Consider the following 15,270-nt stretch of genomic DNA (forward strand, 5'->3'; position numbering starts at 1 on the left):
CCGGATTCGGATTGACAAACACTTACATTCAGTTAGCCTTTAACCGCGCCAACTGTCAATCCTTTGATCAAGTATTTCTGGAAGAAAGGGAAAGCGAACAACATCGGGCCGGCGGCCAGAATGGCAATGCCCATACGGGAAGATTCGGCTGGAATAGCGCTCATATCAATGCTGATGCCCGCTTGCATGTTTTTCGTCAAAAACTCGATATTAGACATGATCCGCTGCAGGAAATATTGAAGCGGTATCAATTTTTCGTTTTGGATATAGAGCATGGCAAGCCACCAGTCGTTCCAATACGCCAGTGCGTAGAACAAGCCTACCGTGGCCAGCGCCGGTTTTGACAGCGGAAGAACGATCCGCACAAAGGTGCTCAGTTCCGACGAACCATCTATTTTGGCAGATTCAATAATTTCGAAAGGCAAGCCATCCATGAAACCTTTCATGAGCATCGTAAACCACGCGCTGACGCCATACGGAAGAATTAAGGCCCAAATCGTATCCTGAATGTGCAGGACGGTTGTTGTGATAATGTACGAAGGCACTAATCCTGCATTGAACAGCAGCGTGAAGAAGATGAAGTAGCTCGTAATTTTGCTATAGCGATAATCCTTGCGGGTCATAATGTAAGCAATGGAAGAAGTGAGAATCAAGCTTAACGTAGTTCCCACTACAGTCACAAAAATCGTGACCATATAGGATTGAAGCAGCGCTTTTGGCGTTTGGAAAATGTACGAATACGCGACAAACGTAAACCGTTTGGGAATGAGCTGATAGCCATACTTCGCGATATCCCCGTCAAAAGAAAGCGAGACAGAAATGACGTACAACATGGGATAGATGAAAATAATGGATAGGACAACAAAGAACAGAATGATCAGCCAGTTATTTTCTGACTTTTTCTTGATAGATGGACGCACCGTCCCCCTCCTCCCTAGAACAAAGCGTTGTCCCGATTAAATTTACGAACCAATATATTGGTCGCCACAACCAGAATCAAACCGACAATCGCCTGATACAAGCTGGCCGCAGACGCCATCCCCAGATCACCGACAACACGCAGCGAACGAAACACATACGTATCAACGACATCTGTCGTAGCATACAGCATCCCCGCATCCCTGGGCACAAAGTAGAAAAGTCCAAAATCCGAGTAAAATATCCGGCCCACATTGAGCATGAACAGCATCGTAATTAATGGCAAAATGAGCGGGATGGAAATTTTCCGAATTTGCTGCAACCGGGAAGCTCCATCTATAGAAGCAGCCTCATAATAACTGTTGTCGATGGACAGCAAGCCCGTGAAGAAGATGATCGCGGTGTAACCGACATTTTTCCATAAATACGTTAGCAGTAAAATTACCGGCCAATAACCCGGCTTGCTATACCAGTCGATCGGGGCAAAATGAAGCTGTTCCAACGTCTTATTGATCACGCCGAAGGAAGGATTCAGCAAAATATAGCTGACAAAACCTACGACGACCCATGAAAGAAAATAAGGAAAGAACAAGATCGTTTGGAACAGTTTGACCCATCTTCGGCCTAACTCCGCCAGTAATATACCGATGACTAAGGCACAGGACATCCCCACGACAATAAACAATCCGTTTAATAAAAGGGTGTTCCGTGTAATCCTCAGCGCATCTTGCGAGTTGAAGAAAAACTTGAAGTTATGAAGCCCTACCCAATCACTTCCCCAAATGCCTTTGGTATAGTTAATATCTTTAAATGCGATTACGATGCCATACATCGGCAAGTAGTAAAAGACAAACACAACAAGTACCGCTGGCAAACCGATGAAAAATAAGCTCCTTGCTTTCCAGAAATGCTTCCATTCCTTCTGTAAGGCGGTGAAGATTCCCAAGTATGATACCTCCTTCTGTAGGTGTTGCTTCGTCCTTTGCGATTTCATCATACGAAATCCCCTGGCGAATTGAATACTGCTCATTTTTGCGCCTGCTAAAATGTACTGTAGTTTTGAAAATCGGTCGGATTTCAACTGTACTTTACGCAAAATAGGTTAAGCTTCGCTTAACCTTTACCTACAAACTAGCTCCCCTCACCTTAACTCTCTGCTGTATCCCACATTTTCCGTTGCAAGTTAGTCTCCTACTGGCTCTCATTGGACGAATTCCAATGAAGATGCCCTGCAGACATGTTATTTCTTCATTTCGTTGGATGAAATCCAACAGGAGCGGCTAAAAAGGCGATAAAACCTACCATATTCATCATCCCGTTGGATTTCGTCCAATGTGATTGGCATTTAGGCATCCAAAATCGCATGTTCGTTGGAATTCATCCAACAAGTCTGAGTCTCCTCTGGCGTAGCTCTCCCTTCGCCGAAGGGGAAAAGCTGCCATTTCGCTCCGAGACGGCCGAAAAGGCTGTCTCAGCTTCCAAAGATGGCTGACGGCTCGCTTTTGTATGTCGAGAGGGCCAAAAAGGCCGTCTCAAACGGAGAAAAGCGGCCATCCCCCTCCGAGACGGCCGAAAAAGCCGCCTCAGCCTCCGAAGATGGCTGACGGCTCGCTTTTGTATGCTGAGACTGCCAAAAAGGCCGTCTCAGAAGGAGAAAAGCATCACTCCCGCTCCGAGACGGCCGAAAAAGCCGTCTCAGCCTCCAAAGATGGCTGACGGCTCGCTTTTGTATGCTGAGACAGCTTTTCCTCACTTATCATCTTATCCGTTTGGCCATGTACTCTCTAGGCGTCATCCCAAACTTGGCTTTAAACAGTTTATAGAAATAACTTTCGTTCTCCACACCGACTCGCTGCATAATCTCTTGGATGCTTAGTTTGGAATTCTCCATCCATTCCACCGCTTTATGCAGCTTAACCTGATTAATATATTCCGGTATCGACATCCCCAGATGTATCTTGGATATTTTGCTCAATTTGTAAGCGGGCAATCGCATCATTTCAGAAATGCTTGCTGCCGAGAGCGAGGAATCGAAATAGTTGGAATCAATGATTTCTTTGACCGTATCGGCTACAACCTGGTTGCCTTGGATCGCTTTTTCTTCGCCTTCACTATGAATGGATCTAACCGCTTCCAGAAGGAGCTGCTCGAATTGTTCGATCGTTTCCTCCTCATACAACTCCCGGCTCATGAGCCTGGCAGGGATCGCAATCGGTTCCTTGCTCGTACGATTCATTTCAAAAATCGTCTTCTTCAGTTGGTAAACGACCTGCATGCTCACTAACATAATGCTGCCATAGTCCAGCTTACGGATCTGCTGAAAGACATCGCGCAGCTTATCCTCCGTTTTGAGCGCATTCCCCTTGGGCACAGCTTCAATAAACTTGCTTACCATTCCCCACACCTGCTCAATGTCTACGCTTCCCGTATTGTCGTCGATAAGAGCTTGCGTAATCACCGACTTCGTCCCGAACACATAGCGATATGAGCTGTTCGCTAAGGTGCTGTTATATGCAGCGGCAATCGCTGTATATTCCATAATAGGATTACTCACCGTCGCCGAAAAGGACACATGATAATGCTTCTGAATATAGCTTTGTGCTTCCGCAAGCGCTTGCCCCACAATTTCCACGGATTCAGCTTGGCCGTCTGCCGTGTTCAATACAATCGTGAAAGAGTCGTCTTTCATGTCCACCGTTTGCGCTACACACGTTTTCGATAAGGCATCGGTTGTTATATTCGCAATTGCAAAACGCAGAAGCTCCCTCTCCGCCAAGCTTTTATGGCTCAGAAACCGTTTATACTCATCGATTCGAAGAACACAGACGATGAATGGTTGATCTCGGGACAAAGATACGTTCAACAATTTAAGTACATCTTCAAATTCGGAGACGTTCATACTGTAGCTGTCCGAAATCAGCTTTTTCAAAAAGTAGATCTTCATGATGCTCGTATTATTGTTTTTTTCGAGATGGTATTCGTATAACTGTTCTCTCGACTTCCGGTACACCTCGGTCAAATAGGAAAACTCATCTTTCAAGCCTGGCTCCAGGGATCCATCCTTTACCGCGCCGCTCCATGAGGTTTGTTCCATCAGCCTTCTCACAGGCTTGTAGATGCCTTGGGAAGCCGACAGCGTTAAGAGCAGCGCTCCGACAAACACAGCAGCCGTGATGAGCAGAATCGTATCCATGAGCTGTTTCAGATTTGCATACACTTCTTTGTATGGTTTCGCTTCCAAGAGGGTCCAACCCGTATTTTCCAAATATATATAGGAAACGATGAATTTCTCGCCATTGATTTGGGACGAAAAAAATCCGGCAGGCTCCCCCGCGTGCACCCGATCTTGGGAAACCGTCGTTTCGAAGGATTGCTTAATCGTAGCCGCAAATGCATTTTCAGCGATCGAACGGTTTGGATCCGTTTCCATAAATTTGTGATCATTGTCTAAAATATATAAATCGCTTTGCGTTCGCGAATCAAACTGGTTAATCGTTCGAATATTGTCCACGAGCCAATCCAACTTCACGTTGAGAATGATGGCACCGTCCATGACGCCTTGTTCATCCACATTCTCGAACATGACATAACTTAGCACGGTATCATAGGTAGGGTTTTCCATGCTGCCGCCCGTTTGCATTTTTCGCACAATGGCTTTTAACGGAGTGACCGGCGGGTCCGCCGAAAGAACTTTGTCTAACTCTTCATCTTTATGGTACAAATCACCGAAGGTTGAGTAATACATCTTCTTATGATTGTTATAGACATAAATGGATTGAATAAACGGATAATTGGCAACGACGTTTGCGTTCAATTTATTGATTGTATTCATATGTACGTACGTCTCTTCATCGTTCAAATACATGAGGGCCTTTACATCATTGCTGCCGTATGTAGAAAAGGTAAGCTTGCGGATCATCGTATCCAAATAATCAATGTTAAACTTCATTTGCGACAGCACCTTTTGGCTGCTCTCATATTCGCTTTGGAAAACATTTTTCTCTACATTCACGTAAATAAGGCTGGAAAATGAAAGTAAGCTGAGCAGGATAATGCAATTGATCCATAAAAAAATGCGCAGCAAATACTTTTTTTCCTGAACGATTCGCCAAATTTTCATGCCAGTTCCCCCCTGCGTCATTTACTTCCCCATGAATAATTTCATCTTATTATAACGCTTACAAATGAACAACGGACGAAAACAGCGCACAGCAAGGCTGCTTGCCTAGCATAACAATTAACGGCAATTTCGTATACTGCTCCTTTTTGCTCCCTCAAAAAACACTGTACTTTCCGAAAAAAGCATGAAAAAGAAGGAGCTGCGGCTAAGCGCGCTCCTTCCTATTATTTCTCTTCGTTCGTCAATGCATCGCATTCATCGTCGCATGCTTCACGATGACGCGGCGGATGAAGAACGCAATGGCCAGCCCGATGAGTGACACGATCGTCGCGAACACGAACACGTTCTGGGAACCGAGCATCATCGCTTTGGCCATCTCGACCGGTTCGCTCGGAACCGAAGAGCTGGTTAAATACTTCTCCATGCCTTTTGTAAGGATGGAGATGGCAACTGCCGTGCCGATCGCGCCTGCGACCTGCTGCAGCGTGTTCATGACTGCCGTGCCGTGCGGGTAAAGCTCCGGCGGCAGTTGGTTAAGTCCGTTCGTCTGCGCCGGCATCCAGATCATGGAAATACCGATCATGAGACCAATATGCAAGGCCACGATAAAGGCTACAGAAGATGCAACGGTAATGCTGGAGAAAAACCACAACATTACGGCTACAATAGCGAGGCCAGGAATGACCAGCCATTTAGGGCCATACTTATCGAACAAGCGTCCCATACGCGGCGACAAAATACCGTTCAACGCACTGCCCGGCAGCATCATCAGCCCGGTAGCGAACGCGGATAGTTTCATCCCGTTTTGCAGATACATCGGTAGAATAATCATGCTCGATAAGATGATCATCATACATGTCAGCACAAGTAGCAGACCCACGATAAACATGGGGTACTTGAAGACGCGCAAGTTCATCATTGGCTCGCGCATGAACATCTGGCGCAGCGCGAACAATACAAGTGAAATAAGGCCGATGACGATCGATGCGAGCACGATCGTGCTAGTCCAGCCTCCCTGTCCTTCTCCCGCCTTACTGAAGCCGAAGACAACGCCGCCGAAGCCGATGGATGACAAAATAATAGATAAGGGATCAATGCGGGGTCTCGTGACCTCGGTAACGTTTTCCAGGTATTTCAATCCGATCAACAACCCTATGACCAAGAATGGAAGAGACAACCAGAAAATATAGTGCCATGTTAAATATTCGATTAAAAGACCCGCAACAGTCGGGCCCGTCGCCGGTGCGAACATGATGACCAGACCAACGAAGCCCATCGCCGCCCCGCGCTTCTCCGGAGGATAAACGACGAGAATCGTATTAAACATGAGCGGAATCAATAAACCCATGCCGGCTGCCTGCAGAACGCGAGCGACCATCAGCATTTCGAAATTAAGAGCAAGCGCTGCGATCAATGTCCCAATGATCGAGCTTGCAAGCGAAATAATGAAAAGCTGCCTCGTTGTCAGCCATTGCAGCAGTAAACCTGTCATCGGCATCAGAATACCGAGAGTCAGCAAAAAGCCTGTCGTTAACCATTGTGCAGTCGCGGCTGAAATCTGGAACACGTCCATTAAATTGCTAATGGCTATGTTGAGTGCCGTCTCGCTGAACATGCCTACGAAGCCGCAAATGAGCAGCGATGCCATTATAGCCCTCGTATTGTATTGCTTCATATGAATTTCACTTCCCTCTCCTGAGAACTTTTTTGCAAAGTTCTCTATCTATATGGCTCCCGCTTTAAAATACAACAGAGTGTGCATTTATACAAGACCGAAAACAAATTAAACAAATTTCTACCTTTCAGTTCTATAAGAACACCTCTAATGTTATTTACAAAATAAGGACAGCACTCCAATGGAGTACTGTCCTTATGATTATCGCGTTCCGTTCATTTTGATTACTTCCACTGAGCAACTTTTTCGACCGGCAGTCGAACTGATCCGTGTCCAGCGTTGGCCGCCTTGCCAATTGAGATCAACATAATAGGTATGAAGCGATCCGCTTCGAGTCCGAAAGCTTCTGCAATCCGGTCTTTCTTGTATCCGGCCATGGGGTTTGTTTCGTATCCGTGTGCACGGGCTGACAGCATCAGTTGCATAGAAACGAGACCACTGTCGATTAAAACAGATTCCTTCTTCGCTTCAACAGAAAGATTTTGAAAATATGGTACTGACATTGCCAACTTCTTGTCTTTCACATCCTGTGGCATATAACCAAGTTCTACGGCTTTGCCGTAGATTTCTTCCGCATGAGTCACGATCTGAAGGTCACCGAATACAGCGATAACTGCCGCAGATGTGTTTACCTGTGAAGCATTGAAAGGCGCTAGCTGCAGCAAGGTTGCTTTGGCTTCTGGACTCTCGATTACAAGAAAGTGCCACGGTTGCATGTTAAAAGATGACGGGGCGAGCGTAGCTTCCGTAAGAATTTCCTTCATCTCTTCACGACTGATTTTTACACTGGGATCGTAATTAGCAATCGCTCGGCGCCCGGTAATGATGTCGTTAAAGTCCTTCCGTTTGTTCACATTGTTCATCGATATCTCCTCTTTCTTTTCCCTTAATAGATGCCGTTTCCTCCTAAAAGCCGTTCAAAGATCGAGCGTACAGCAGCTCTTTTTATCGTTAATTCTTCTTCGGACCATTTGAATACCCCATTATCTAACCAGAACGCAGTCCCAACCAGTAGAAATTCAGCAGCTTCTTCAGGATGTTTAACAGTGAATTCCCCCGCGTGTACACCTTGCCTAACAATTTCCGCCACGTAAGGAATCAGTGCTGTAAGTTCTGCTACTTTCCATTTCTGATGCAAGGTTATGTTGCTCGCATCATGCAGATAATCTAATACGGTTTGTTCTTGAGGCGTAGGTATAGCATCCACAATGATCTTGTACAGTTTTTCAAGTGCAGTCAGACTAGTGTTTTTTGTTGTACTCTGCACGTCGGCAAGCCGCGAAAATAAAGTGCGTTCACAAGCTGCGTTCACGACCTCTTCTTTTGATTTAAAGTAATAATAAAATGTTCCTTGGGCAACTCCCATTTTTTTCACAATATCGCTAACTGACGTTCGCTCAAAGCCATTGACTTTGAATAGTTCCATCGCGACATCCAAAATTTCATTTTTTCGTACTTCTGGATCCTTTGAGATTCGTGGCATTTGTTTTCCTCCATTGTTCACTCCATTTCTTAATAATATATCCATTGACTGAGAGTAAGTCAATAAACTATACTTCATTCTATACAATGACTGACATTCAGTCAACTTAAAAAAGGAGTGAGGTTTTTTATGAAAAACCGAAAAATTTTGTATGCACTCGGATTCTGTGCTGCAATCGTTTCTTTTGCACAAAACCTGTATGTTCCACTCATGCCTGAGATTCAAAAGGAACTGCACACGTCTTTGTATATGGTAAATCTCAGCATTACCCTGTTCACTATTGCGCTTGCGGTTCTTCAGATTGTGTACGGACCTTTAATTGACAGAATTGGGCGCAAAAAAATACTCCTGCCCGGGATGATTCTCTATGTTTTGGCTACAATAGGATGCAGCTTCTCTTTCTCAATTGAAATGCTTTTAGGATTCCGGTTGTTGCAAGGCATTGGCGCGGCGGCTGTCCCGCTGGTAGCAGCAACCATGATTGGTGATTTATTTGATGGGAAAGAACGTGCCGAATCCATGGCGACCTATCAGATGATATTGGGGATTGCACCTGCTATTGGTCCACTAATCGGAGGTGCGATTGGTAGTGTTGCGGGTTATTCAGGGGCATTTGGCTTTCTGGCTGTCACGGCATTCCTTATGTTGCTGGTCGTCATTTTTGTTTTGCCTGAGACTGGGCCGGTCAGCGTACACAGCAAACGACTCGACCTAGGGTCATTTGCACGAATCTTCAAAAATAGAACCGGCTCTTCTGTACTATTGACAGGCTTTGTTTTGTACGATGTGTTTTATACGTTGATCGTGTTCCTGCCTATCATCCTCAAAGACGGATACCGTTTATCTGTCGCACAGATTGGCCTTGCTTCTATGCTGCTTATGGCTTTCAGCCTTATTGGCAGTAAACTTAGCGGGACATTGCAGGCAAAGATTGGTTCGGCCAAAAGCTTGATTCTGACATTTTCATGTGTGATTATCGGCCTGATCCTGTTCATTATTACCGCCAAGATGTCCTTGATTGCACTTCTAATTACACTGGGCTTCATAGGTTTCTTCTGTGGATTAACGATGTCGGCGCTGCCTACGCTTTTATCGGCAGAGTTCGTAAAGGAGCGCGCTACTGCCATTGGAGTCTACAATTTTGTACGCTATTTGGGCATGGCTGCAGCGCCCATGCTTGGAAGTTTGCTTTATTTTTACGGGGGAGTGACATTGCTTATTGGCATAACTGCGCTTCTGGTTGGGGTGGCCGTTGTTTTTTCCAGCGTACAACTCGGGCTTATGCTTAAGAAAAGGGACAGAGCAAAGGGAACCTTTTAATCTGTTCAGTAGCCGCAAAAGAAAGGAAGACGGCATTTCTGCCGCCTTCCTTTTTATGGAACTGACCAGATTTTTTTAATCCGATCTTAAGATTGATTAAGGATTTGTCTAGCCACAGCAGCCAAGTCTTCAATGTCCACTTTGCCATCGTTATTGACATCCGCTTTCTTGTATTGCACCCAATCCGAATCAGTCGATGATTTACCGTAAGCGGCAGCCACGATAGCCAAATCGCCGATGGTAAACTTCCCATCATCGTTCAAATCACCAGGAGTAGACACATTAACGGAAGCTATAAAGGCTTGCAATGCAGCATTCAAATTGGATACCGCTTGTTGAATCTGCGACTGGCTAACACCAGAGTTGTTAAGCACCAACGTGGCTGCATCGATTGCAGCTTGTAAAGTTGCTTTGGATCCAACAGGATACTGGCCTGTTCTCGTGCCTTCCACCGCAGCATCATGCTTGCTTTGCGCATCTGCGATCAAAGAAATGAGAGCTGCTTTATCTACAACTGTAATTTGGAAATTATGGGACGCTGCGTTCAAATTCAGTTCCACACCTTGAGCATCCGCTGAGATTGCATTCACGGTGATCACTGAGCTTGCAGTTGCTACAGGCGACTTAGCTTTCCAATGGAATTTAATGAAGTCGCCATTGGCTTGATGATTGGTTCCGAGTTGGGCAGCAATTACGCGTATCTTTCCTTGTTTATTGCCAGTTTCCAATATTTTGAAATCTTCAGACAGCGATTCGGCCGATACAAATTCCACGAATTCAGGATCGTAAGTGACTGTAATATCTTGTGCGTAAACGTCTTGGTTCACCTTGCCCAAGCCATAGGTCAAGTCAAAGGACTGACCAGGCTGCACATCTTGATCACCACTTAATACCACGGAGTTCACAGGAGTTTCTTGAAGATTGAATGCACCCGTTTGTCGGATATCTCTTGAGGAACTGCCGACCAGAATGTCATATTTGCCAGGCTCAGCAACCCAATCATGAGAAACGGTATCGTAGTAGGCAAATGACCGTTTATCCAAGGCAAAAGTTGCCGTTTTCGTTTCTCCAGGCAGTAAAGACAGCTTCTCATAACCTTTCAGTTCCTTCTCAGCACGGTTAATTTGGGAATGTCCGTCATGAATATACAGTTGAACGACTTCACTACCCTTGACACTACCTTTATTCGTTACATCCACTGAAACCGTTTGATTTTTTGAATTGATGCGTAAGTTTGAATAGTCAAATGTCGTGTAAGAAAGTCCATAACCAAATGGATACTGAGGCTCCTTATTCGCCGTGTTGACACTTGAAGTGTCATAATAACGATATCCTACGTAAATATCGTCGGAGTAATTCACAACCCCGCCTGTTCCTGGGAACATGACATTTGCCGCTGCCGAGCCAACCGCATTATTCGTATTGCCAAAGTTGACCGTAGGGATATCTTCTAATTTTTTCGGGAACGTGACAGGAAGTTTTCCTGAAGGATTGACAGCTCCTTTCAAAATGTCGACAATCGCATTACCGGCTTGCTGTCCTGGCAGCCATGCAACTAGAATAGCATCTACTTTATCTTTCCAATCATCTACGATTAATGGTTGGCTGATATCCAATACAGCGACAACCTTTTTATTTTGAGCGTGAAATGCAGTAGAAACATTATCGATAAAAGTTAATTCCGCAGCCGTTGTATTGATATTGTTAGCCGTGTTGTCCGTACCTTCCCCACCATCTCTTCCCATGACAATGACACCGATATCAGAGCGAGATGCTAGCGAATCAGCCTCTTGTGCTGTCAACGATTGCGTTAAGTTTGCTGTATTGTCTGCATTGGTATAGATCGGCGTATAGCCTGCGTTAGTCAGACCTTCTGGAAGCTGCACAACGTAGCTTGCACTCTCTGGAGCTACATAACCGCTTCCTGTCCCCGCCGTATACATCGTAACTGCGGCATTAGCCGTACTGCAGACGCCTAAACTTTGGAAGCAGCTGCTGGATGACTGGTTGGTCCCGACAATCCCCACTTTCTGGACTTCCTGCTTAAACGGCAGCGTATTCGCGTTGTTTTTTAATAGCACCATACCTTCGGAAGCAGACTTACGGGCGAGTTCTTGATGGGCTGTATATAAGGCTGGATCTGCTGTTCTGAGAACACCTTTGTTGGCAGCATAACCAGCGTAATCCCCTTTAAATCTAGGCGATTTAATAACCGTACTTAAAACATGCCGAACAGCATCATCTAAGTAAGATGGATCGAGCGTTCCATTATTTAATGCGGTATTTATCGTACTTGTGTTGGTGCTTGGCATCCCCAGATCACTTCCGGCTTTCAACATGTCGACTGCTGTGTGTACTCCCCCCCAGTCTGACATGACTAATCCTTTATAACCCCATTCGCCTCTTAGGATATCGCCGACAATCGTTTTGTTCTCGGACATCCATGTTCCATTCACTTTGTTGTAAGAAGTCATAACCGACCAAGGGTTAGCTTCTTTCACGCCCATCTCGAAAGCGGACAAATAAATTTCCCGCAGGGCTCTTTCCGAAATCGTCGCGTTAATCGAGCTCCTGTTTGTCTCCTGATTATTTGCAGCAAAGTGTTTTAAAGTGACGCCAACGCCCTGCGATTGAACGCCTTTTGTATATTCTACAGTCGATTTTCCAGCCAGATAAGGATCTTCCGAATAATACTCAAAGTTCCTTCCGTTCCTTGGGTCCCGCTGAATATTGAGGCCAGGCCCCAGTATTTCATCGACCCCTTGGACTCTCAACTCTTTGCCGATAGCTTCCCCAACTTCATATATTAAATTCTTGTCAAAGGAAGCTGACAGCGATGTCGGATTAGGGAATTGAGTGGATCTGCCCGCACCCAGTCTAAGACCGGTAGGACCGTCTGCCACTACGACTTGGGTAATGCCTAAAGAAGGAACAGCAGCAGTTGCGCCGGCCGCGCCAGTGGCCAAAGATTGCGATGCTCCGCTAATGAGCGATAGTTTTTGTGCCTGTGTTAGTGCTTTTATTACTTGATCGATGGAAGCCTGATCTTTTAGGGTTACCGCGTCGTCCGCCAGAGCAGGTTGAGTTAAGAATGGAGCAAAACCTATAATCCCTGTTAACAGCGTTGTGCTTAATAGTACATTGAATGCTTTTTTCATACGACTTGTATTCATGTGCAGTCCTCCAAATAGTTTATTTCATGACCAAGTTGAACCTTCATCTGAAAACAATGGGTTAATCTCTTGCCCCCGGACTTTCAATCGTTATTGACCACTCACCACCCCCAATCGTGTGTCATCCAATCGCAAATTTGTAAGCGATTTCACATTTATTAAGAAGTCACGCGTTGAAGATTGAAAGTCATGTACATCTTGTTGCTAGATACAAAATGTATCACCATGGATATAACAACTCGTAGAACAGAGATCACATTCCATATATGCTTATCTTAACTGTTACCCAACCCATTTCCTATCACTATACAGACTTATTCCTTTAACGTTTCCGACTTATTTCCAAATAACCTTAGCCCGGTACAATACCGAACTAAGGCTATTTACATAAACTCAGTATTTATTGTTGAAGTAAACACTATTATAATAAATAGGGGCATAGCCATCCATGGTTTACTAATTCAAAAAGGGGGAGCAGCCTTGCAGACTTTTGCTTTTAGCTCCGGTATTATTTTATTGTTTTTTCTAATATCCATTGCGTTATTTTTGCTGCATATAGTCTTATGTGTATGGGCATATCGAGATAGCATAAGGCGAGGGAAGAGCACGGAATTTGCAATCTTGATCCTGTTAGCCATGTTATTTTTCCCGATCCTCGGGCTGATCGTTTATCTAATTATTCGTAATGATTAGTTTGACTTCAGCACTTAATAACTTGCTTTTAAAACTTAATACAGGACATTAACCCCTCGTTTTTGCGCTTGTATATTATCCTTGACTGACCAAATGTTTTAAATTTTTCACGTAAAGCTCACGAGCGGACCAATCTATGTACTTCTCAGGTACGGCAATTTCACCTATTTGATCTAGTGTGGTTGCCTTAGCTCTAAGCATTTCGGCTGTCTCAAGTAAATTGCCTAAGTAATCTTTGGCTTTTGCAATCCATTCCTTCCCGCCCACGGGTCCATGACCAGGTACAACGCACTCAATTTCCCAAGTATTCAGTTCATCAAGAATGGATATCCACTTCCGAATGTCCCCGTCCACAATCAACATGTGATTATTGATGGCAACCAAGTCCCCTATGTAACAAACGTTCGCATCAGGCACATACAGAAAGGAATCAGAAGCGGTATGGCCGCCGCCTAGAGTATGACACAACACTGTTCGACTCGTTCCTTTCACACACCACTCCGATTCAAAGACTTCATTGGGCAATATTAATTCCAGAGAAGGCAGAGATAGTTGAATTTCTTTTAAAATGGAGATTTGTACTGCCAGTTGCAACTTCTGTTTTTCTTCAATAGTTGACTCCCGTTGTTCCTCAAGCTTTTGAATATAGGTACCTAATCCTTCAAGTCCCGAACGCTGTTCCCTAATTCTTGAAGGATGCTTCTCTTGCATGATGATTTTTGTTTGCTCGGTTGCCACAATAGATACGTCTCGAAACGCTTGGTTTCCGCGAATATGATCTCCGTGCCAGTGACTGTTAATGAGATGAGATACAGGCTTCCCGGTGAGTTCCCCGATTACGTTTCGAAGCTCCGTTGCAGCCTGTTGCGTGTTAAACGAGTCGAAAACCAGAATGGATTCTCCCAAGTCAACAAATCCGGCATTTGCCATTGCACCAGTACCTTCGTTTGCTATTGCACCATAGACCCCTGGAGTAATCTACTTCACCTCAAAGTGCCTAGTACTGAGAACCAATTTTTCAAAATCCATTTCAGTCACATCTCCTTTTATTATAGAGGTTTACGCATCTGTGGCCCAATAAATGGAGTCACTGCTAAAATTACTGTTCGAATACTTTTCTTGATATTGGAAAATTCTAATCGTAATGAAAGGAGGTACATACATGGTTGAGTACACTAACATTCAAGACAACTCCGAAGAAATAATGAACTGTATTGTTAGCTGCGATACTGAGCAAGAAGAGGAACACAAAGATAAAAACCTACTGAACAGCATGCCAGACGAAGAAGAATATATGGATGAACCGTAATTCATTATGCTTCAATGGCGATTTACACTAACATTCCAAGGCTGGGACCATGAAACCAATGTTCCTGGCTTTTGCTTTTTATTCAACTACAGTTAACTTCTTATTTTTTTAGTCAAAATGATTTCCAAGGGCTCATCTTCGAGTAAAAGACATCCTGAATCTCGATAACCTATTTTTCTATAAAAGTGCTGTGCCTCTTCATTTGCCAGAGTCGAGGTCATAACCAACTGAAAACCCTTTTCTTTCATTTTTTCTTCCCAAAAAAGGATGACTTGCTTCCCTAACCCCTGGCGTCGATATTGTTCGTCGATCCAAATCATATTCATGAATGGCGTATTGTCCCAGAAATATCCGTACCTCATAAATCCGATATTATTGTCATCTTCGTCCCGCAGAATATAGATCTCATTGCCACTAATTTTTTGTAAAATTAAGTCCTGTAAAATATGGTGGTCACGCTCTTGGATATAGCCATAGTCTAAATGAGTTGCAAGAGCAATTTTCATCTCTATCCTCCCGTGTAACGCCTCGATAACAAGTATATCCACATTTTAACACGACTCGCAAAATCCATAATAC

The 15,270-nt window shown here is 44.5% G+C and carries 12 protein-coding genes; 3 read left to right on the plus strand and 9 right to left on the minus strand.

Translation table 11 applies throughout. The features are described from left to right. Positions 1 to 32: 32 nt before the first annotated feature. From GC097_RS14970 to GC097_RS14995, 6 genes are all read right to left on the minus strand, one after another. Entirely contained in the window at positions 33 to 920 is an 888-nt protein-coding gene (locus GC097_RS14970) for a carbohydrate ABC transporter permease (RefSeq protein WP_312875668.1), read from the minus strand. Between the two features lie 14 nt (positions 921 to 934). Then, positions 935 to 1,864: an ABC transporter permease gene (locus GC097_RS14975; RefSeq protein ID WP_246294258.1), complete on the minus strand. Its 930-nt coding sequence runs from the start codon at positions 1,862 to 1,864 to the stop codon at positions 935 to 937. Positions 1,865 to 2,674: 810 nt separating this feature from the next. Further along, the gene (locus GC097_RS14980) at positions 2,675 to 5,038 is read right to left on the minus strand and encodes an AraC family transcriptional regulator (RefSeq protein ID WP_171684106.1); all 2,364 of its coding nucleotides are present in this window, start codon (positions 5,036 to 5,038) and stop codon (positions 2,675 to 2,677) included. Positions 5,039 to 5,279: 241 nt separating this feature from the next. Beyond that, positions 5,280 to 6,713, minus strand: a complete 1,434-nt coding sequence (locus tag GC097_RS14985) for a DHA2 family efflux MFS transporter permease subunit (protein WP_171684107.1) — start codon at positions 6,711 to 6,713, stop codon at positions 5,280 to 5,282. 224 nt (positions 6,714 to 6,937) lie between these two features. After that, complete coding sequence (locus GC097_RS14990) at positions 6,938 to 7,576, minus strand: nitroreductase family protein (RefSeq protein WP_171684108.1); 639 nt, start codon at positions 7,574 to 7,576, stop codon at positions 6,938 to 6,940. Positions 7,577 to 7,599: 23 nt separating this feature from the next. Next, entirely contained in the window at positions 7,600 to 8,196 is a 597-nt protein-coding gene (locus GC097_RS14995; RefSeq protein ID WP_171684109.1) for a TetR/AcrR family transcriptional regulator, read from the minus strand. 129 nt (positions 8,197 to 8,325) lie between these two features. On the opposite strand from GC097_RS14995, the gene GC097_RS15000 reads away from it, so the two are divergent. After that, positions 8,326 to 9,516, plus strand: a complete 1,191-nt coding sequence (locus tag GC097_RS15000) for an MFS transporter (protein ID WP_171684110.1) — start codon at positions 8,326 to 8,328, stop codon at positions 9,514 to 9,516. A gap of 86 nt (positions 9,517 to 9,602) precedes the next feature. On the opposite strand, the gene GC097_RS15005 is transcribed toward GC097_RS15000, so the two are convergent. Then, positions 9,603 to 12,689 (minus strand): glycoside hydrolase family 3 C-terminal domain-containing protein, encoded by a 3,087-nt coding sequence (locus tag GC097_RS15005; RefSeq protein ID WP_171684111.1) that lies wholly within the window; start codon positions 12,687 to 12,689, stop codon positions 9,603 to 9,605. A gap of 546 nt (positions 12,690 to 13,235) precedes the next feature. Between GC097_RS15005 and GC097_RS15010 the strand changes: the two genes are divergently transcribed. Next, entirely contained in the window at positions 13,236 to 13,382 is a 147-nt protein-coding gene (locus tag GC097_RS15010) for a PLDc N-terminal domain-containing protein (protein WP_312875672.1), read from the plus strand. Positions 13,383 to 13,457: 75 nt separating this feature from the next. Here the strand turns inward: GC097_RS15010 and GC097_RS15015 are convergent, their stop codons facing one another. After that, a complete protein-coding gene (locus GC097_RS15015) occupies positions 13,458 to 14,312 on the minus strand; it encodes an MBL fold metallo-hydrolase (RefSeq protein ID WP_171684113.1) in 855 nt (284 codons plus the stop codon). A 232-nt stretch (positions 14,313 to 14,544) separates the two neighbouring features. Here GC097_RS15015 and GC097_RS15020 point away from each other — a divergent pair, with 232 nt between their 5' ends. Further along, on the plus strand, positions 14,545 to 14,691 hold the full coding sequence (locus GC097_RS15020; protein ID WP_171684114.1) for a hypothetical protein: 147 nt from the start codon (positions 14,545 to 14,547) through the stop codon (positions 14,689 to 14,691). A gap of 92 nt (positions 14,692 to 14,783) precedes the next feature. Here GC097_RS15020 and GC097_RS15025 read toward each other — a convergent pair whose 3' ends face one another. Further along, positions 14,784 to 15,197: a GNAT family N-acetyltransferase gene (locus GC097_RS15025; RefSeq protein ID WP_171684115.1), complete on the minus strand. Its 414-nt coding sequence runs from the start codon at positions 15,195 to 15,197 to the stop codon at positions 14,784 to 14,786. Positions 15,198 to 15,270 lie beyond the last annotated feature (73 nt).

It is taken from the genome of Paenibacillus planticolens, from assembly GCF_013141725.1.
Lineage (GTDB): Bacteria > Bacillota > Bacilli > Paenibacillales > NBRC-103111 > Paenibacillus_E > Paenibacillus_E planticolens.

Coding starts and splice junctions, on each gene's coding strand:
- GC097_RS15015 (WP_171684113.1), bottom strand. CDS start 14,312: ATGGCAAATGCCGGATTTGTTGACTTGGGAGAATCCATTCTGGTTTTC.
- GC097_RS15025 (WP_171684115.1), bottom strand. CDS start 15,197: ATGAAAATTGCTCTTGCAACTCATTTAGACTATGGCTATATCCAAGAG.
- GC097_RS14980 (WP_171684106.1), bottom strand. CDS start 5,038: ATGAAAATTTGGCGAATCGTTCAGGAAAAAAAGTATTTGCTGCGCATT.
- GC097_RS15005 (WP_171684111.1), bottom strand. CDS start 12,689: ATGAATACAAGTCGTATGAAAAAAGCATTCAATGTACTATTAAGCACA.
- GC097_RS14985 (WP_171684107.1), bottom strand. CDS start 6,713: ATGAAGCAATACAATACGAGGGCTATAATGGCATCGCTGCTCATTTGC.
- GC097_RS14995 (WP_171684109.1), bottom strand. CDS start 8,196: ATGCCACGAATCTCAAAGGATCCAGAAGTACGAAAAAATGAAATTTTG.
- GC097_RS15000 (WP_171684110.1), top strand. CDS start 8,326: ATGAAAAACCGAAAAATTTTGTATGCACTCGGATTCTGTGCTGCAATC.
- GC097_RS14990 (WP_171684108.1), bottom strand. CDS start 7,576: ATGAACAATGTGAACAAACGGAAGGACTTTAACGACATCATTACCGGG.
- GC097_RS15020 (WP_171684114.1), top strand. CDS start 14,545: ATGGTTGAGTACACTAACATTCAAGACAACTCCGAAGAAATAATGAAC.